At 36.1% G+C, this 19,343-nt stretch carries 21 protein-coding genes; 14 read left to right on the top strand and 7 right to left on the bottom strand.

Features of this window, described 5'->3' with window-relative positions; genetic code table 11:
• Positions 1-4 precede the first annotated feature (4 nt).
• Genes L2586_RS01750 through L2586_RS01770 form a run of 5 tightly spaced genes read right to left on the bottom strand, consistent with a single transcriptional unit; the run spans position 5 to position 4,654 of the window.
• Positions 5-2,260: an N-acetylmuramoyl-L-alanine amidase gene (locus L2586_RS01750; RefSeq protein WP_235291041.1), complete on the bottom strand. Its 2,256-nt coding sequence runs from the start codon at positions 2,258-2,260 to the stop codon at positions 5-7.
• A 5-nt stretch (positions 2,261-2,265) separates the two neighbouring features.
• Positions 2,266-3,150: a hypothetical protein gene (locus L2586_RS01755; protein WP_235291042.1), complete on the bottom strand. Its 885-nt coding sequence runs from the start codon at positions 3,148-3,150 to the stop codon at positions 2,266-2,268.
• Between the two features lie 23 nt (positions 3,151-3,173).
• Complete coding sequence (aat, locus tag L2586_RS01760; RefSeq protein WP_235291043.1) at positions 3,174-3,863, bottom strand: leucyl/phenylalanyl-tRNA--protein transferase; 690 nt, start codon at positions 3,861-3,863, stop codon at positions 3,174-3,176.
• Between the two features lie 3 nt (positions 3,864-3,866).
• Positions 3,867-4,175 carry an ATP-dependent Clp protease adaptor ClpS gene (locus tag L2586_RS01765; RefSeq protein ID WP_235291044.1) on the bottom strand — a complete coding sequence of 103 codons (309 nt, stop codon included), beginning with the start codon at positions 4,173-4,175 and terminating at the stop codon, positions 3,867-3,869.
• 8 nt (positions 4,176-4,183) lie between these two features.
• Positions 4,184-4,654 carry a redoxin domain-containing protein gene (locus L2586_RS01770; protein WP_235291045.1) on the bottom strand — a complete coding sequence of 157 codons (471 nt, stop codon included), beginning with the start codon at positions 4,652-4,654 and terminating at the stop codon, positions 4,184-4,186.
• A gap of 137 nt (positions 4,655-4,791) precedes the next feature.
• On the opposite strand from L2586_RS01770, the gene L2586_RS24610 reads away from it, so the two are divergent.
• The 4 genes from L2586_RS24610 to L2586_RS01790 all read left to right on the top strand — a co-directional run bounded on the left by L2586_RS24610 (position 4,792) and on the right by L2586_RS01790 (position 7,887).
• The gene (locus L2586_RS24610; protein WP_235291046.1) at positions 4,792-5,682 is read left to right on the top strand and encodes a DMT family transporter; all 891 of its coding nucleotides are present in this window, start codon (positions 4,792-4,794) and stop codon (positions 5,680-5,682) included.
• Positions 5,679-6,308: an O-methyltransferase gene (locus tag L2586_RS01780; protein WP_235291047.1), complete on the top strand. Its 630-nt coding sequence runs from the start codon at positions 5,679-5,681 to the stop codon at positions 6,306-6,308. The genes L2586_RS24610 and L2586_RS01780 overlap by 4 nt, the downstream gene beginning before the upstream one ends.
• Before the next feature lie 31 nt (positions 6,309-6,339).
• Positions 6,340-7,335, top strand: coding sequence for a Gfo/Idh/MocA family protein (locus L2586_RS01785; protein WP_235291048.1), 996 nt, complete (start codon positions 6,340-6,342; stop codon positions 7,333-7,335).
• A gap of 132 nt (positions 7,336-7,467) precedes the next feature.
• Entirely contained in the window at positions 7,468-7,887 is a 420-nt protein-coding gene (locus L2586_RS01790; protein ID WP_235291049.1) for a hypothetical protein, read from the top strand.
• A 9-nt stretch (positions 7,888-7,896) separates the two neighbouring features.
• On the opposite strand, the gene L2586_RS01795 is transcribed toward L2586_RS01790, so the two are convergent.
• A complete protein-coding gene (locus tag L2586_RS01795; protein WP_235291050.1) occupies positions 7,897-9,105 on the bottom strand; it encodes a T9SS type A sorting domain-containing protein in 1,209 nt (402 codons plus the stop codon).
• A 73-nt stretch (positions 9,106-9,178) separates the two neighbouring features.
• A complete protein-coding gene (locus L2586_RS01800) occupies positions 9,179-9,613 on the bottom strand; it encodes a hypothetical protein (RefSeq protein ID WP_235291051.1) in 435 nt (144 codons plus the stop codon).
• A gap of 135 nt (positions 9,614-9,748) precedes the next feature.
• Between L2586_RS01800 and L2586_RS01805 the strand changes: the two genes are divergently transcribed.
• The 10 genes from L2586_RS01805 (at position 9,749) to L2586_RS01850 (ending at position 18,915) form a co-directional block, all read left to right on the top strand.
• The gene (locus L2586_RS01805) at positions 9,749-10,291 is read left to right on the top strand and encodes a GNAT family N-acetyltransferase (protein ID WP_235291052.1); all 543 of its coding nucleotides are present in this window, start codon (positions 9,749-9,751) and stop codon (positions 10,289-10,291) included.
• Positions 10,281-10,697, top strand: coding sequence for an SRPBCC family protein (locus L2586_RS01810; protein WP_235291053.1), 417 nt, complete (start codon positions 10,281-10,283; stop codon positions 10,695-10,697). The genes L2586_RS01805 and L2586_RS01810 overlap by 11 nt, the downstream gene beginning before the upstream one ends.
• 211 nt (positions 10,698-10,908) lie before the next feature.
• Entirely contained in the window at positions 10,909-11,376 is a 468-nt protein-coding gene (locus tag L2586_RS01815) for a Dps family protein (RefSeq protein ID WP_235291054.1), read from the top strand.
• Positions 11,377-11,498: 122 nt separating this feature from the next.
• Positions 11,499-12,542 (top strand): glycoside hydrolase family 5 protein, encoded by a 1,044-nt coding sequence (locus tag L2586_RS01820; protein ID WP_235291055.1) that lies wholly within the window; start codon positions 11,499-11,501, stop codon positions 12,540-12,542.
• A gap of 125 nt (positions 12,543-12,667) precedes the next feature.
• Positions 12,668-13,360: a DUF6624 domain-containing protein gene (locus tag L2586_RS01825; protein WP_235291056.1), complete on the top strand. Its 693-nt coding sequence runs from the start codon at positions 12,668-12,670 to the stop codon at positions 13,358-13,360.
• 65 nt (positions 13,361-13,425) lie between these two features.
• Positions 13,426-14,490, top strand: a complete 1,065-nt coding sequence (gene rsgA / locus L2586_RS01830) for a ribosome small subunit-dependent GTPase A (RefSeq protein WP_235291057.1) — start codon at positions 13,426-13,428, stop codon at positions 14,488-14,490.
• A gap of 238 nt (positions 14,491-14,728) precedes the next feature.
• Positions 14,729-15,292, top strand: a complete 564-nt coding sequence (locus L2586_RS01835) for a DUF3124 domain-containing protein (protein WP_235291058.1) — start codon at positions 14,729-14,731, stop codon at positions 15,290-15,292.
• Between the two features lie 3 nt (positions 15,293-15,295).
• Positions 15,296-15,904 (top strand): MarC family protein, encoded by a 609-nt coding sequence (locus tag L2586_RS01840; protein ID WP_235291059.1) that lies wholly within the window; start codon positions 15,296-15,298, stop codon positions 15,902-15,904.
• A gap of 48 nt (positions 15,905-15,952) precedes the next feature.
• Positions 15,953-16,366: a DUF7079 family protein gene (locus L2586_RS01845; protein ID WP_235291060.1), complete on the top strand. Its 414-nt coding sequence runs from the start codon at positions 15,953-15,955 to the stop codon at positions 16,364-16,366.
• A 200-nt stretch (positions 16,367-16,566) separates the two neighbouring features.
• A complete protein-coding gene (locus tag L2586_RS01850) occupies positions 16,567-18,915 on the top strand; it encodes a glycoside hydrolase family 88 protein (RefSeq protein WP_235291061.1) in 2,349 nt (782 codons plus the stop codon).
• Positions 18,916-19,343 lie beyond the last annotated feature (428 nt).

Raw genomic sequence — 19,343 nt, forward strand, 5'->3', positions numbered from 1 at the left:
GTTGTTATAATTTGATAAATAATAATGTGTTAATATCGTTTTCACTTGCAACGGATAAGAAATATGTACCCGCTGGCCATTGTTCTGAAGGAAGTGCTATTGTTCTGCTATTTGAATTCATATGGATGCTTTTGTTAAGTATGATTTCACCATTGATGTTAACTGCAGTCAATTGAACTTGATCCAGAATAGTATTTGGTGAGGTCAATGTTAAAATTGCCCCATTTGAGCTTGGGTTAGGTTTTACCGCTAAGTCAACGTTGTGAGATAACGCTAAGTCATCAGTTGAAACAACGTCCTCTCCTATACCGAAGTATATTAAAATTTGTCCTAGTAGATCTTCTTGATCTTCGACCAAAGCAGATTCTAAGGTAATTCCCATAGTAACAACTCCGCCTGCTGTAGTTCCTTCTGGAAATACGCCTTTGTACCCAACTGCTGCAGTTCCTCCTGGATCTTTGTACTTCATTAGCGCTGTTGCTCCCTCAACAGGATTAAATTCATCTGGATAATCTTCTACATAGATTAACCCAAACTGAACCAATACACCTTCAAAAACAGTCGAATCAATACCAGTGGCTGGTGTGTAGTCTACAGAACCGTCTCCAGCATAATCTACCTTTAAGTAATCATTGACAAATGCTTTATCATCTTCACTTCCTTTATTGTCAAGATCCCAACCTATTTCTGAACCGGATGCAACTAAATGACCTCCATTGTTTAAGTAACTCTTAATATAACCTTGTTCTTTAGTTGAAAATGTTTCGTCTACTGTAGAATCATCTCCTACGAACCATACAATTAAATCATATTGGTTTAAGATCGTAGAATCTTCAGCAACCTTTTCGTTTTCCATGGAACTGATATCAAGTTCTTGTGAATTTCTTAAGCCTATCAAATAACCTGTCACAAAATTGTGAGTGGTTTCCTTATAAGAACCAGAGATTCTATCAAAACCATCAATAATTAAAACTTTAGGTCCATCATTATTACTTGACTTAGAATAAATATCACCGTATCCACTTTCTTCACCAGTAACAGAAACACCTACTAATCTAAAGTGATTAACCGGCCCTTCAGGAACGTCTACGAAATCAGCTTGGTTAGCTATAGATATTTCAGTTGTCTCAATAGTCAATGTACTTTCATCAGCAGCTAGTGCCCATGTATCCATATCGTCATTCGTCGCATAATAAAGTCTATATCCACCGAAAGTAGTTTCTGGGTTAGCCAGCCAGCTTGCGTATACACCGTCTCCGTCTGCTACAGTTTGAATAGAAGTTAAATGTGGATCTGAAGGAGGATTACCAAATCTGATCAAGGTTACATCTGCTTCTGTATATTCTCCTTTCTTAACAGTTATGGTTAATTCTTGTGTATCATAATCAGTTTTTTCTACGATCACATCATAATCACCAGGAGCTATTGAATCAAAGAAGTAAAATCCATTTTTAAACTGGTCTGTTGTATACGTTTTCTCATCGTCAGTTCCCGCATTAAACGTTACCTGTACATCATTAAGCGGATTGCCTTGTGAATCTGTCACAGCACCACCCAATTCTCCCGTAGGAAGACTATCCTTTTCGAAATATTGCAAGAATGATTTAGTTAAGCCATAAGCAGCTCCTAATCGGTAATGCGTATTCATCAGTCTTCGTCCTTCATTGATATTAGAATGAAATGAAGCTTCAGATAATGTTCCTGGCATATTTAATCCGTTCAAAACACCTAGTCCGTTAGTAAATCCTGTGAATGGGATATCAGCTCTATAAGATGTAGACTTTGTCTTCATGTACTTGTACAATTCTACAGACATGTACTCGCCCATTACTAAAGATTCTGGAAAATCTGCAGTTCCGTCTTCTGGTCCTGGATATAGAATTAGTGTGTAATTGATATCAGGATTACTAAATCCATTCGTGTGGAAAGAGTGAAAGTAATCAGCGTTAAATGCATTTCCTACTTGAACGCGATCCGCAAGCGAAGGATCTCTATCTTCCGCATCTGGATCGTTTGTTGTTCTAGTAACTTTAACTTCTGCACCCAGATTCTTGAGTAGCCTTTCCATATGTAAAACAGCATCCCAGTTAGCGTCAGACTCGTAGTATAGTGTGTCTATCCCTAATTCTGTTTCTCTATCATTACTATCGTGTCCTCCATGTCCTGGATCTAGACAAATCCTAGTTCCTTCTAACTGGGCAGACAAGGAGGTGCAAACCCCAGCAAGAATAATTACTAAATAAAGTTTAAAAAGTTTCATAGTTGTTAATTTTTGGAAATTAAAATAATTTTACCGTCAGGAGTGTTTGCAATAACTTGATCTCCTTCACTATTTGATTTTGGATTTTCAAGGATTCCCTTAAATTCAGAACTTATTCGGTATTCTTTTTGTGTGCTTATATTTTTAATAAAGATTTCTCCTCCGGTCGTTTTCATACCGTCATCTTTAATTTTAGCATAAAGGATTTCATTATCATTAATCCAAGACGGTTTATCTAGATCGCCTAGGTTATGAGTTAGTTTCCCATCGAGGTCTACTATAAAACCACCTTTGCCAGATACTTCTAAGAGTATATTTTCCCCATTTGGTGAGACAGTTGCGTTAACGATGTTTTTATAACCTGCAGGAGATATAGATTTAATAACTTTTCCATTTTTATAAAGGTCGATCGAATTAAGATCACTTGCTACAACCGCTACTGGTCCACTACTTGCTTTACTTGCGTAAGCTTTAAGCGATCCACCTTCTACGTCCGCAAGGACATTTGACTTCTTGCTATTAAGGTCGATAGACTCATATGAAGTTGTCTTTGATTTTACTTCGTATAGGATACTTTCATCTTTAATTTGAGGATTATATCCTGCACCTCTTGCAGTGGTTAATTCTGTTTTGCTTTGATCTTTAAGATTATAAAGATAGAGACCTTGGTAGTTTGAAGTTGAAAAAATGATTTCATTTCCAGAAGGAAGAAAAGCGGGATAATAACCGATTTCTTTTAATTCTGATACCTTAACATTCTCCCAATCAGATGATGGATCTGTTGTAGTTGTCTCGGGGGTTTCTGCTGGATTTGCAATGTTTGAATTGTCTTTCTGTTTAGGACTACAGCTGATAATCCCAAAGATGAGTAAGGCTAAAATATATCGCATGATGTGTTATTTAAAGGACGCTTTTAAAGCCAGGAGGTCCATTTCCCTTTTAAATTCTCGAGTTTATAGTTTTCCGACAGTAGCTCCAAAAATACATTTCTTTTTAATTTTTTTGCACCTAAACGCTCTAAATGTTTAGTTTCTTGTTGGCAGTCTATTAAATTAAACCCTTTTGACTGCAGTATTTTGACCAAAGAAATAAAGCCAAATTTAGAAGCATTAGGAATAAGGGTAAACATGGATTCACCGAAAAACATCCTTCCTAGGGAGACGCCATATAAACCTCCAGCAAGTTTGCCATCAGACCACACTTCTACAGAATGAGCGAATCCAGCTTCATGTAACCTACAATAAGCATCGATCATTTCATTAGTGATCCAAGTGCCACCTTGACCTGCTCTTGGGATTCGAGAACATGCTATGATCACGTCCTTAAAATGCGTGTCTAAGGTGAGATCAAACTTTTTCTGATTAAAGTAGGGACGCATACTTTTGCTGACCTTGAGATCACCAGGAAATAAAACGAAACGCGGATTAGGAGACCACCAGAGTATGGGATCGTGTTCGTTATACCACGGGAAGATACCTTCCGAGTATGCCATGATCAGCGTTTCTGGGTCTAGATTTCCGCCAATACCAAGTAAGCCCTGATCATCAGCTAAAGAAGGGTCCGGAAAAATAGGTTGTTCTTCCGAAATATGAAAAATAGGCATGATCTATTTTCTAGATCCTGCCATACTTTCGATTGCAGCAGAAAGACCTCTATCTATAAGAGCATCTTTCATCGGTTTTAATTTTTCGTATTCACCTGTCTTAACAATAGCTTTTCCTTTAAAGTGTACCATTAAAGAAAGCTGTTCTGCTTGAGTGAAAGCGTGATTACATACTTGAATAAAAGATTCAATTACCCAGTCAAAGGTATTGAAGTCATCATTGTATACAATCAATTCGGAAAGATTACCGATGTCTGTAATTTCTTCGGCAATTTGAACCTCTTCCAGTTCTAAGGATTCGAAAATGTTCATAAGGGCAATTAGTTTAGTTCAGTTAAAGTTTTTTTGACGTTGTCAAAATTAGGCTGTTCTCCAGCATTGTCTAATACTTCAGCATATTTTACAATACCTTCTTTGTCTATTACAAATGCAGAACGTTTAGCTACTCCTTTCATTCCTAGTACGAATTCATCATAGTAAGAACCGTATGCGCGGCACACTTCCTTATTGAAATCAGAAAGTAATTTAAAATTGTAACCTTGTTCTGTTTTGAATTTATCTAAAACCATCACCGTGTCAATTGATATACCTAATACCTCAGCATTTAAATCATCATATTTGCTTTTCTCATCACGAATAGAACATAGTTCATTCGTACAAACACTAGTAAACGCCAAGGGAAAAAAAAGAATAATAACATTCTTTCCGTGGTAGTCACTGAGGCTTACCTTTTCCTTGTCTGACGAGTACAAAGAGAAATCGGGTGCTTTATCTCCTCGCTTAATTGTCATTGTAAGTTGTAATTAGTTTTAGAATCCGATCAAAAATACTAGAAATACCTAAATATTGAAATTTATAATTAATAATTGAGCAGGAAGTTTACAAAAAAATAGTGATCATTGTGAAGTCTTGCAAATGCATTAAAGTAGTGGATAAACAGAAAAGAGCATATTTAGAACTTCACTTAGCGGTGCTGCTGTTTGGGTTTACAGCGATTTTGGGTGATTTAATGGACCTTCCTGCAATCGTTATTGTATGGTGGAGATTGTTAATTACATCCATCAGTTTTATTTTTATAATTAAATCCATTCGCCACTTAGGTTCCTTTTCAAAAAATCAAATTCTTCGATTTATGGGAATAGGAATCATCACAAGTCTTCATTGGGTTCTTTTCTTTGCAGCCATCCAGTATTCTAACGCCTCCATTACATTAGTCGCGCTAGCATGTACTTCGTTTTTTGTCTCGTTGGTCGAGCCCATCATTATGAAAAGAAAATTTGAATGGATAGAAGTTGTGATTGGATTAATCATAGTTCCAGCCATGATTCTCATAGTGAATAATATAGAGGATGGTTATGTGATCGGTGTTTTTCTGGGACTACTATCAGCATTTCTAGCAGCCATTTTTACGAGTCTAAACAAAAAATACATTGTGGACGGGAAGGAGCGTATCATCAGTTTTCTGGAGTTAGGTGGCGCATGGATCTTTCTTTCCTTGCTCTTGCCTATTTATCATATGTGGCAGCCGATAGAGGCATTCTGGCCAAGTAATATGGATTGGGTTTATCTTTTGATTCTGGCATTATTATGCACTACATTGGCCTATGTAATGGCTATGAAAGCATTAAACTATATCAGTGCATTCGCTTCTGCATTAACGATCAATCTAGAACCAGTATACGGAATATTTCTGGCTGTTTTTTTATTGAAAGAGCACAAAGAACTTAACTTAGAATTCTACCTTGGTGTTGTAATTATCATTGCAGCAGTTACCATCTATCCTTTACTAATGAGAAGGAGAAAAAGGAAATTAATATGAATGAAGAAGAATTATACGAATACTGTGTATCTAATGGAACAGACTTACCTTCTTACCTGAAAGAACTACGGCGAGAAACTTACTTGAAAACCATGAGGCCGCATATGATTTCAAGCCCGCTTCAAGGACAAATGCTTAGATTACTTGTGAAGTTGTTTAAATCGAAAAGCATTCTTGAAATCGGCACTTTTACAGGGTATGCTACGATGTGTCTTGCTTCTGGTTTAGAGGACGACGGAATGGTTTATACGATTGAAAAAAAAGAAGAATTTAGTTATTTTCATGAGAAATATTTTGAAAGATCTGGATTAGGGGAAAAGATAACTTGTTATTACGGAGATGGAAATGAAGTTATTCAGAATATCAACACCACTTTCGATTTTGTTTTCATGGACGCAGGAAAGAAAGATTACAAAGAACAATTGGATTTATTACTGAGCAAGGTTAGTAAAGGCGGCGTAATTTTATCGGATAATGTGCTCTGGAAAGGTAAAATATTAGAAGACAAAAAAGACAAAATGACTTTTCATATTCATGAATTTAATGAGTATGTGAAAGCTCATCCTAGAGTAGAAAACGTGATACTACCAATTCGAGATGGGATTAATATCATGATGGTGAAGTAAGTTTTTAAAGACAATATGAAAATGTTATAGAATGGGAGACGAAAATGTAAAATTTGTAATTATTGGTAGCGGAAATATTGCGAATACTTATGGCGATGCGCTGCAGAAAGTACAGAATGCTGAATTAGTTGGCGTGGTATCTTCGTCTATGAAAAAAATAAGCAAGTACAGTCACCTTCCATCATTTCCTAGTATTTCAGAAGTCACCGTTGACTTCGATGCGATAATCATTTGCACGCCTAATGGTCTGCACCACCATAGCGCGATAGAAGCGGCAGCGCTGAAGAAGCATGTGCTGTGTGAAAAACCTATTGACATTACCGTAGAAGCAATCGATCAGATGATTGATGCGTGTAAGGCTAATGAAGTGAAATTAGGTGTTGCGTATCAGCGAAGATATAGTTCTGATAATCCAGCGATCAAGAAATTGATCAATGAGAATAAATTAGGGAGAATTTTTTCTGTAGATCTTGCCGTGAAAAACTATCGAGATGACGCGTATTATGAGTCTGCACCTTATCGAGGAACCTATGATATAGATGGAGGTGGACCCTTCATACAACAAGCTTGTCATTATATAGATTTATACTATTGGTACTTTGGTAAGCCGATAAAACTCGTGAGTGCATTGTCTACATTTGTTCATGATATAGAAGTAGAAGACCATGGTGCGGTTATTTGTCTTCATAAATCAGGAATGATCGGGACAATTACTGCCTCTACGGCAACTAAACCAGGGTTTCCAGCGAAGCTAGAATTGTATTCTGATAAAGGATATGTAATCTTAGAGAATGATGTGATCACACATTGGGAGATGGATGGAGTAGAAAATCCAACTTCCGCGACCGCTAGTGACAATAAACATACTGGTTCTTCTAATGCCTTGGTGAATGACACAACGAATCACGAAACTATATTGAATGATTTTGTAGAATCGATCCAGACGGGTAAGGATCCTCTGATCACGGGAGAATCTGCGAAAAATGCAACAGAAATGATTTTAGAAATTTATAATGGTCAATTTTAGATCACGGATTGCAAGTTAGGTCTTTTGCTTATCTATATATTCTGATACAGATACTGAATTCTTAATGATTTTTGTAAATTTAATGGGTTAACTCACCACTCTTATATTAACTATAAATAAAATGAGCGCTTTATGAACCCAATTTTAAGGAATGTTTTAGCCGTTGTTGCAGGATGGATCGGTGGGAGTTTTGTTAACATGGGACTTATACAATTAGGTCATACTGTTCTGCCTATTAGTGGATTAGATCCTAGTGATATGGAGGCTTATGCCGAAATGATGCCATCTCTAGATGCGAAACACTTTATCTTTCCTTTTCTCGCGCATGCTCTAGGGACTTTAGTGGGTGCGGCAATTGCATGTGTATATGCTGCTAATAATAAGATGAAATTTGCGATGGGAATAGGTGGTCTCTTTCTGCTAGGTGGAATCATGATCAATTATATGTTGCCAGGTCCTACTTGGTTTGCTATTGCTGATATCGCTCTTGCATATATTCCGATGGCTTATATCGGTGGGAAAATTGGAGAAAAATTGGCCACTAAAATTTGAATTAGTTTTCTACTTAATAAATGGCACGCCCACAAAGCTCTTTTCGCTAGATAATTGGAGAAAATACATGCCAGATTGAAGATGAGTTACATCGATCGCTGAGCTCTGCACGGTTCCTGATGCGATTGTTTTTCCGTCAATACTTATGATATTATAATATTCGTATTGATTATCGTTTAATTTAATTTCATCGATTACAGGATTTGGAAAGAATAATTGATTTGCTATTTGAGTATGCTTAATGTTTGATACAGATGGATCGAGCTCCCAAAGTCCTCTTCCGGATAAGTACCATTTATCATTGATAAAATGTGTCCTAATGGGTTCATTGTTAAATTCCTGGATGAGTTTAAAACTTTGAGCTTGGTCTTTAGAGAAATAAGCTTTGTCGCCAATAATCATAAAAATTTCATTTTCAGAAGTAACTAGAAATAAATTAATAAATTCCCCAGAAAATATATCTAAAGAAATGGAGTCGTAAGTAGCAAAATTATCTTTACTAGAATAGAATATTGGTATACCATTAGGTGAATCATAATAAGGGCTAAGACCAAAAACCACGCTGTCCGGACAAATTTGAAAATCTATCAAGTAGTTTTTCTTTATGATTTTCCATGTCTGACCGCCATCATCAGTATAATTTAGACCTGCATTATCATTGTAGAACCATTCTTTCTCATTGAGAATTTCTATTTTCTGAAGTGCACTAGGGCTAATAAAGCTGTTGATGCACTCCCATGAACTTCCTCGATTTTTCGTTACTCTTAGATGTGCAGCATTTAAAGGGACTAGTACAGCAGTAGTATCATTAACCACTGTAATTTTTAGTGGCATGAATCCAGTACTGCAACTTTCATTATTTTCATGTTCTAATATTGCCCAGTTATCACCAGAATCGGCTGTAGATAAGAGTTGGTAAGAATTAAAAGGATTTCTAATTCCTATTATTCCATTTTTGTCATCGAAGAAAGCGATGGTCATGAAAATTGGATTATCCAATGTAGATACATTTCTGATATCTTTAATGGTCCAGTTTTCTCCGTTGTCTTCTGAAACTGAAAATAGTCCAAGATTGGAAATGGTATATATCTTACCATCAAATTCTGTAACATCGGAAACATTTCCAAGGGATTCATTAACGTTCGTCCATTGCTGGGCGCAAATCTGGGAAATTAGACACCAGGCAAAAATGAATGTACTAACTCTTTTTAGTTTCATTAAATCAAAATTTTGAGATAAAGCGTTATTCAAAGATATTAATAATAACAGAAATGAGAATGTACCGATTAGGCTAGAAAATGCTTTGTTGGATATTTTTGAATTCTTCAGTTGCTTCTATAAGCGCTTCTAATTTTTCATCACCATTCCTGAAAAAGCTTAGGTTTTCTAGATTAGCTATTTGGTAACCCATTAATCTATTCACGGACATGAGATATCCGATTTCCATAACTTCTGATTGAATATTCATCCTAATAATTTCATTCAGATTCTCAGTAATTTCTTGGACGATTGCATCCTTTGTATTTCCTGGATTTATACTTAGATCGTTAAGGAGTAACGTTATATTTTCTTGTAACTCACCTGAAAACTTGATAAAGTAAGTGAGCATTAACTGATTCTTATCCGTTAGAAAACTGATTGCGGCTTTATTAAAGTAGTTGTTAGACTGTTTGAAAATTGCATACAAGTTGCTAAGTTCCTTTTTTCTTAATGCATTAATATCCATGATTATTTTTTATCTTTCTAAAGCTTTTAAAGTGCCGGATGTTCGATAAAGATGAAATTCAATTATTTAGGATTTTATACAGGGAATTGATTGGTTTTACTTGAGCTTTTTATCAGTTGATAATATCTCGAAACCTTGAATACAGAATATAGACAAGATGCCTTGACACACTTTGATTTTATTGAATTTCATCAGCTGTTTGATAGAAATAGAGATAGATTAAAAAGATATTTTCCTAATACAGTGGCAGCGAATGAAACATTAGAAGATAGTTTGGCTCATTTAATTGAGGCGGATGAGCAGCGTAGGAAGAAAGAAAAGTATCTGTTTGGGGTTTTTGATTCGAAGCATATAATTGCTTATGTCAATGTAAAAAACATTGAATGGGATCTTAAGAAATGTGAGATTGGATATTTCATAGATCAAGCGTATGAAGGGAAGGGGATAATGACTGAACAGATAAGAACCGCAGTAAGATTTTGTTTTGATGACCTCGGGATGAATAAGGTGTTTTTAAGGATAGCAGAAGAGAACATTGGTAGCAAAAAAGTTGCACAGAAGTTGGGATTCGTTCAGGAAGGTATGAAGAAAAACGGTTTTCGAGTTGGAACAGGAGAAATGGTCAATGTAGAATTTCACATAATCTTAAAGAAAATAAATCAAGAATATGAGTTTTAGAAAGATAACAATCGAAACCATCATTGATGATGATATAAAGAAGATATGGTTGTGGTATAATGAACCGGAGCACATTACACATTGGAATTTTGCTGGTGATGACTGGCATTGCCCAAGCGCAGAGAATGATTTGCGAGTTGGAGGCAAATTTAAATCTAGAATGGAAGCAAAAGATGGTAGCTTTGGGTTTGATTTTGAGGGTGTATATGAGGATGTTGTTGATCAAGAAAAGATTACTTATGGTTTAGCTGACGGTAGAAAAGTAACGACTACATTTGAAGAATTAGATGGTAAAACCAAGGTGACGACAGTATTTGATGCGGAAAACGAGAACCCTATGGAAATGCAAAAGGGAGGCTGGCAGATGATCCTGGACAGATTCAAGAGGTACGTGGAAGGGGAGTAGGAAGTAAGAAGTTTTGCAATGCTAAAAATACTGTGAATTTTATAATGTTACTAAGAATAAAAATCTTCATACACCCACTAATATACCGCCGTTTTCCTACAACCTTCTCGACCTTAGAATTGTTATATATATGAAGATAATAATCGTGATGTAGCACCGAAATATATGATGCCCACACGATATCCGATTAACAATATATCAATACAATAATATGAAAAATCTAGTAGGAATAGACCAACAAAAAGCTCAAAAGTTAGTAGTGAAATTAAATGATTTATTAGCTAATTATCAATTGTTTTATCAGAATTTGAGAGGGCTGCACTGGAATATTAAAGGAAAAGAATTTTTTGAACTTCACATAAAATTTGAAGAATTATACAACGATGCGATTCTGAAAGTAGATGAAATTGCAGAACGAATTTTGACGCTGGAAGGAGAGCCATTACATACATTTACTGATTATTTGAAAACTGCTCAAATCAAAGAAGAATGTGGCGTTGCGAATGGTATTAAAGGTGTGAAAATTGTAGTAAAGAATTTTTCTACATTGATCAAAAAAGAAAGAAGTATACTTTCCTTAGCGGCAAGTGCTGATGATGAAGGAACCGTAAGTCTAATGAGTGATTATATCTCTCAGACTGAGAAAACATTATGGATGCTTAATTCGTATCTAAAATAAGAATAGATGTATTTTCGCTTCTTTTGTAATAGAAAAATATGATAGGCTAGTTCTTTTCTGAGAACTAGCCTTTTTTTTAAGATTGTTTTAAGTCTGATATTAAAATTGAATATATTGTGTATATGGAATTCATTAATTATCAAATCAGAGAAGTATATAAATTACCAAGAAATCAATTTCAAAGACTTTTGTTTCTATTCATTGTCTTAACTTTCAATTTTTCAGCCCTTCAAAGTCAAGACTTACCTTGGATCAAAGTCGATGGTAATCGATTTGTTACTGAAAATAATGAGACCATCGTATTCAAAGCTTTAGATGCAAGTGATCCTGATAAGTTAGAGAAGCAAGGCCACTGGAATCAAGAATATTTTAGCCAGATAAAAAGCTGGAATACGAATATGGTTAGGTTTCCGATCCACCCGAAAGCATGGAGAGCAAGAGGTGAAGAAGCCTATTTTGAATTGTTGGATAACGGAATTGAAATGGCTAGGAAAGAAGGGCTTTATGTGATTCTTGATTGGCATAGTATAGGAAATCTTCGCTCAGAATTGTTCCAACATGAAATGTACAACACCACAAAAAAAGAGACTTTCGAATTTTGGACAGCAATTGCGAAACGTTATGGTGATCATTCAACTGTAGCGATGTTCGAACTTTTTAATGAACCGACGACTGGAAGCGGAAAGTATGGGACTTGTTCATGGGAGCAATGGAAGGAAATCATGGAAGAACTTATTATTATCATTCGAGCTCATGGAGCGAAGAATATTCCTTTAGTCGCAGGTTTTAATTGGGCTTATTTCTTAACAGATGTTGTGAATGATCCTATTAATGCTGATAATATTGCATACGTGAGTCATCCCTATCCTCAAAAAAGAAAGAAGCCATGGGAAGTGCAATGGGAAGCTGATTTCGGCCATGTTGCTGATCATTATCCAGTTGTTCTTACCGAGATAGGATATTGTGAAGAAGGTGATAAGGGAGCGCATATTCCCGTGATAAGTGATCCAAGTTATGTGGAAAGTATTCTAGGGTATGCAGAAAAGAAAGGAATCTCATATTGTGTATGGGTATTCGATGCGGAATGGTCACCAATGTTGCTGAAAGATTGGGATTACAACCTGACAGAGCCGGGGAAAGTTTGGAAAGAAGCCATGAAGAAGTAGATAGTTTTAAATTGAACTGTGATGTAAGCAGTGTGCGACGAGATAGGTCTTTACACCTAAAGCATGTGCTCTAGAATCTATATTGGTAAATGGATTTTACTTTACTTAAAATTAAAAAAAATCAGATGCTCTCATCTAAACATTTAATAATTGTTCTTCTTGTAATTTGTGCTTTTCTGAAGGAGACGCAGGCACAAATTGAGCGTAGCGACCGAAATGAAAGATATTCAGATATGGAATTAATCTCTATGTTAGATGCTGTTTTCAGATCTGAACAAGAGCCTATTACCCGTCGAGATAGTTTAATAGACCTGTATGGAATAGAATCTGAATTGGCCAATGAGCAACAACTTATTTATGAGCACAATCATGAAATTAATGAGCAGAAGATAATAGAGCTTTTAGATAATTTCGGTTGGCCTAAGAAGGAGATCATCGGTGTAAGAGGAAATAGAACCATATGTAATGTTATTCAACATTCAGATAATTGCATTAGAATCAAATACCTGCCGATGATGAAAGCTGCTGTAATGGATGGAAACCTAGATCCTCAACTACTGGCAAGGACTGAGGATCGCATTGCAACAGAAAGTGGTGAGTTACAAATCTATGGTGGTCAGATGAAATATTATCCAGAAACTAAAAGTTTCAATGTTTGGCCAGTTTATGACCCTGTAAATATTGACAAAAGAAGGGCAGAAATAGGTCTTGGTCCTATTAAGGAATTTTTGAAAAATAGGTTTAATTTTGAATGGAATGTGGAAGAGCAGTTAGCAAGAAGTGCACATTTTAATGAAAAAATGGCAAGGAAAAGGTGAGATGGAAAGATGTGCAAGACACACCAGATAGAAACCAAACGTTTTATTTTCAAATTAATCAACAAATGACCATAGAAGATTTAGGTTATAATGAGGTTTTAGAGGATCAGCGGAAAGAAAATGGATTTGCAGCATTTGATTTTGGAAGGATCATTTCAGAACATAAAGAGCGATATACCATTAAGACTCCAGAAGCTGAATACGAAGCCGAATTGCTAGGAAGGCTGAGATTTACAGCCGAAACGCGATATGACTTTCCTGCTGTCGGAGACTGGGTCGCTTTTTCTGAATACGATGAAGGCAAAGCCTTAATTCATGGAATTTTTCCAAGGTATTCAGTCATAGAACGCCAAGCTGTGGGGAAATCTAGCGATGTCCAGATTATCGCTACGAATATAGATTATGGCATCATAGTTCAAGCGGTGGATCGTGATTTCAATTTGAATAGACTTGAGAGATATTTAATCATTTGTAATGCTTCTCGAGTATCGCCGATTATAGTATTGAGTAAGATCGATCTGGTGGATGAAAAAGTTCTGAATGAATATATCGGATCTGTCCATACACGTATGAAGGATGTTCCCGTTGTTTGCGTTAGTCATGACGCTGGTGGTTACAAAGCGTTAACTCCGTATATAAAAAAAGGAAAAACTTATTGTTTGTTAGGGTCTTCTGGTGTAGGGAAATCTACCTTACTTAACAATCTTGCTGGTGCTGATGTGATGGAAACGAGTGAAATCAGTACGAGTGTCAACAAGGGTCGACACACAACAAGTCATAGAGAATTATCAGTCTTAGAAAATGGTGCGATCATTATTGATAATCCAGGAATGAGGGAGGTTGGAATTTCTGACAGTAATCAAGGATTAGAAATTACTTTTGACACGATAATGGAATACGCAAATCAGTGCAAGTACTCGGACTGTAGGCACGTAGAGGAAAGAGGTTGTGCTGTATTGGCAGCCTTAGAGAATGGAGAAATAGATGAAGCTGCATATGATAATTTTCGGAAATTAGAGAAAGAGAAAATGTACTTTGAGGCGAATAAAATTGATCGGAAAAAGAAAGAAAAAGATTTTGGAAAAATGATAAAGAATATTCAGAAAGATAGAAGAAAAAATAAGTATTGATTTTAAAAAATCTCCGAGTAATAAATTGATGTTATTGCACAATGATAATCTCAAAACAAAGGGGATGTTTAATTATTCTTTCTAAATTAGCGGCTGAATTCAATTTCAACTTTGAAAAGGATCTATAGTCCGTAATTTAGTCCTGTTTCTAAAGAAATGAATCAGACTTATTTGCTTTTTCAAGGTAAGAAATTGAGCTTCGAAACAACAATATAACACATACCAACCCCCGCATCTTATGTTAAAAAAAACGGATATTTCGAATATTGATACTAAAAGTTCCATTCGCCTTAGTATGAAGCTTTTACCTTTCTTTGTATTATTCATGCTATTCGGTTGTGAACCTATCGAAAAACCTCCTATTAAAATAGACCCAGAAAATTGGTCGGAAAGAAGTATTGAATTGCCTAATTTAGATTCTCTTGAATTCGGCTCTTCATACCTGTCTGTATATTCTCAAATATATAGTTTTACCCTAGCAAAGAAATACAATTTGACGGCAATGATTAGCCTTCGAAATACGAGCGAAACAGATACAATATACCTGTCCAGAATCGAGTATTTTAATACAGAAGGAGACAAGCTTAGATCATATTTTAAAAATGTAGTTTACTTAGCTCCGATGGAAACCATAGAAATCGTCATCGAGCAAACGGATTCCGAAGGAGGAACTGGAGCTAATTTTATGATCGATTGGTATATCCCGAAAGGCAGTCCGGAGCCACTTTTCGAAGGGGTAATGAATTCTATGCAAGCAACTCAAGGCCTCTCTTTTACAACGGAGGGCAAACGAATTAAGTAATTTATGGCAGAACTATTTGCAACATTTTTCTTTTTATTCGCTGTAATAGATCCTATTGGATCCGTTCCAGTCTATCTTGAAGCAACGAAAGAGTTTGACTTGAAATATAGAAAAAGAATCGCCATCCGCGCATCTTTTGTCGCGTTTGGGATTTTACTATTCTTTATTGTAGTTGGTCAGATTATTTTTGAAGGGATGGACGTATCTCTGGATGCATTTCAGATTTCAGGAGGAGTAATATTATTTCTCTTCGCATTAACGATGATTTTTGGAGATGGAAAACCAGAGTCAGAAAAGAAAGGAATTACAGATTATAAACATGTGGTTATATTTCCTGTTGCCATACCTTCTATCGCATCACCTGGAGCAATTATGGCTGTGGTTATTATGACAGATAATCATTTATATGGCTTTCAGCAGCAAGCAGTTACAACTGTAATGGTTATGGTAGTCGTTGCAGTAACAGCCCTCATTCTTTTGGCGGCTAACAAAGTACAGGAGGTTATCGGAACATATGGGATTACGGTGATTAGTAAAATTATGGGACTTATCCTTGCTTCTTATGCCGTTCAGAATATCATAAGTGGTCTAAGGGATTTTTACGTTTCTTGATATTTGAGATTTTGATATCACTTTCTTTTATGTCAATTTTAGACTTGAATGAATAAAGAAAAGCAAGTCAGGATGAAGAAAATACCTTTTAATAAAAAGGACTTAGTCAAGCGGAAACCAATCTGGATCGCTATTTCTAATCTTTATTTAGATACTGAATTACAGGATTATCAGCACAAGAATATTGCGAAAATTATCAATGAAAGTCCATATTCATTAGCTGAAGTTCAAGCCATCGATAAGTATGAAGTCTTTCCCATATTGAAAACCAATTTGATTAGTGTCGCTGGAGCGTGGAGTGGCTTTAAAGAAGATTGGTTAGTGAAGTCAATTTTAGAAAAACTCGAAAAGCAAAATTTCTATAACGATAGCATGATCAAAATCTCTTATTATTTTATGGGAAAAATAACTAGAGAAAGCTGGGAAAAAATAAGGGCTGAATTTCTGAGATTACAATCGTAATCCTTGATTTATTGCTGGCTTTTTATTCATAATTCTACCTTCTTTCAACTTCTTTTGTATATTTAGAATCAATGATCATTGATGAATAAAAGTCTTGGATATTTACATAGATATTTTAATAAAGTATCAATAAAATCCTAACTCTTAAATGATGTATAATGCACATTTAAGGGAATATGACCATGAAAATACAGGAACTTATGCAATTAAGAATTTTACTATCCTTTTTCTTTATCTGTAGCTATATCTTTGCGAGTGGACAAAGAGCAGAAGACTACAAGACATTATCTGAAGATGGATCTTGGTGCTGGTTCTCCGATCCAAGATCAGTATATCATCAAGGGAAAAAAGAATGCACTTATACTGGATTTGTAACTTCAGAAGGAGACATTGTAATTACATCTAAGGATCATAAATCTGGTCTAGAATCCAGGCACACCATTTACAAAAATCTTGAGGTAGATGACCATGTGAATCCTTCCATTCTATTCCTCCCTGATGGGAGATTAATGGTTTTCTTTACGAAACATAATGGCTTACTTTATTATACCACTTCAGAATTGCCAGAAGACATATCTAAGTTTGGAAAAGTGAATTCATTGAATTTAGGAAAAATGAGTTGCTATACCAATCCTGTATTGTTGAGCGGTGAGGCGAATCGGATATATTTGTTTTATAGAGGTGGGTATGACTGGAAACCTTCTTACATCACATCTGATGATTTAGGAAAGAATTGGTCTAAGCCAAAATCTTTCGTTTCGAAAGAGATAAATGTTAGTTCTAATCGCCCTTATACTAAAGTTGTTTCAGATGGTATAGCTAATATTCATTTTGCATTTACCGATGGACATCCACGAGATGAAAGTCAGAACTCTATCTATTATTTGCGATATGAAGGTGGAAGTTTTTATGATGCTAGTGGCAAAGTATTAGGCGATGTTAATCATTTGCCTATTAGACAGGAATCCATTCCCAAGGCTTATGACGGAGTAGAACATAACCAAAGAGCTTGGATCTGGGATATCGCTTTAAATGAGCAAAGCAATCCAGTAATCGCATTTACCACCATGCCTGAAGAAACCAACCATTTTTATAATTATGGAATATGGAATGGTAAGGAATGGATTACTAATCAAATCTGTAGTGCAGGAAGTTCATTTCCACGATTTGTAAGGAAAAAGGAGGAGAGAAATCGGGAACCACATTATTCTGGTGGCATTTCCATTGACCATAATAAAACGAATACAGTTTATCTTTCGAAACCGCATAACGATCGATATGAAATAGAAGAATGGACGACAATGGATAATGGTAAGTCCTTTTCATCTAACTCAGTAACTACAAATTCGTTAAGAGATAATATTCGACCTGTCGTCGTAAGAAATGCGCCGAAAGAATTATCACCGAGAGTGCTTTGGATGAATGTAGATCACTACGAGCACTACACTAAATTTCACACGGCTATTAAAGGAAACCAACCAGCAAATAAGTTTAGTGGGAAAATTTCTGAAGATTCCGTAAAAGCGGTTTTGACGGCAGTTGCGGATTGGCAGATCGATAATTTTCATTTGGTGAAGCATCATACTTTAGACTGGACGAATGGAGCACTTTATGCTGGGATGATGACTTGGGCTAAGACAAGTTCAGATAAGAAATATTTGGATTGGTTAAATAGGATCGGTTGGAAATTTCATTGGCAACCGTATTATCGAATGTATCATGCAGATGATGTGGTCGTCAGTCAGATGTACTTAGATATGTATGAGGAAAAGAAAGCTGATAAAAATAGTTACCGAATTCTGGGGCCGACTAAAGCGAGACTAGATTATGTGATCAATAATCCTTCGAAGGGAACATTGCTTTTGAATTATAGAGATGCGCAAACATTGGAACGTTGGTCGTGGTGTGATGCATTATTTATGGCACCACCTGTATATGTAAAAATGGCCAATATTACTGGCGATGATAAGTATTTGTCCTTCATGGATCAAGAATTTAAGGCGACGTATGATTTTTTATATGACCAAGAGGAACATTTGTTTTATAGAGATCACCGGTTTTTTCCAGATGTAAAATTGGAATCGAATGGAGAAAAGATCTTTTGGGGCCGAGGGAATGGATGGGTGTTAGGTGGATTGGTTTCGATGCTTAAAGACTTACCGAAGGACAGTAAATATAGACCATTCTATGAGGAGCTTTTCAAGGAAATGTCGGAGAAAGTTGTTGAATGTCAAGGTAAGGAGGGATTCTGGCATGCAAGTATGCTTGATCCAGGAAGTTACCCGAATCCTGAAACGAGTTCTAGCGCATTTTTCTGTTATGCACTAGCATATGGGATTAATTCTGGATTATTAGAAAAAGATAAATACTTACCGGTGGTGACAAAGTCATGGGAAGCATTAGTGAGTGCAGTTCATCCAGATGGTAAACTTGGTTGGGTTCAGCCAATAGGAGAGGATCCTAAAAAAGTGACTGCTGAAATGACGGAAGTATATGGAGTCGGCGCATTCTTATTAGCTGGTACGGAGATGTTGGAGTTGATAGAGTAAGATGGTTTAGGAAAACCACTTGATCGTCTCATCTCCAGTGATCCGATGAACTGTGATTAAGCGATTTTGAATTAAACTCGACCTGACATTTTTTAAGAGGAGTCTTGTGAGTAAGCGAGAATCCGTTGGTAAGCGGACAGGGTGTAAGGTCTTTAGTGGTAGAATAGAAACAGAATACTAGATCGTCGAGCCGAAACGAAGTGTACGGATCGGCGAGCTAATCGAGGAATCCTAATGTTACAACTTGAGCCCAGCGATCCCTTCGTCTCTCGGGCTCAGTGATCTAATTACAATGTTTTCTTGCTTCTCTTACTTTCCACGCTTGATTCCTCTGCGAACTCCGCGCCTTGGCGAAATTTCTATTTTTTAGAATCGTAAGACTTCTAATACTTCCTTGCAAGATTGATGTCATCGCTAAAAGCGATAAC

This window comes from Portibacter lacus, from assembly GCF_021533215.1.
In the GTDB taxonomy this organism is placed as follows: Bacteria; Bacteroidota; Bacteroidia; order Chitinophagales; family Saprospiraceae; genus Portibacter; species Portibacter lacus.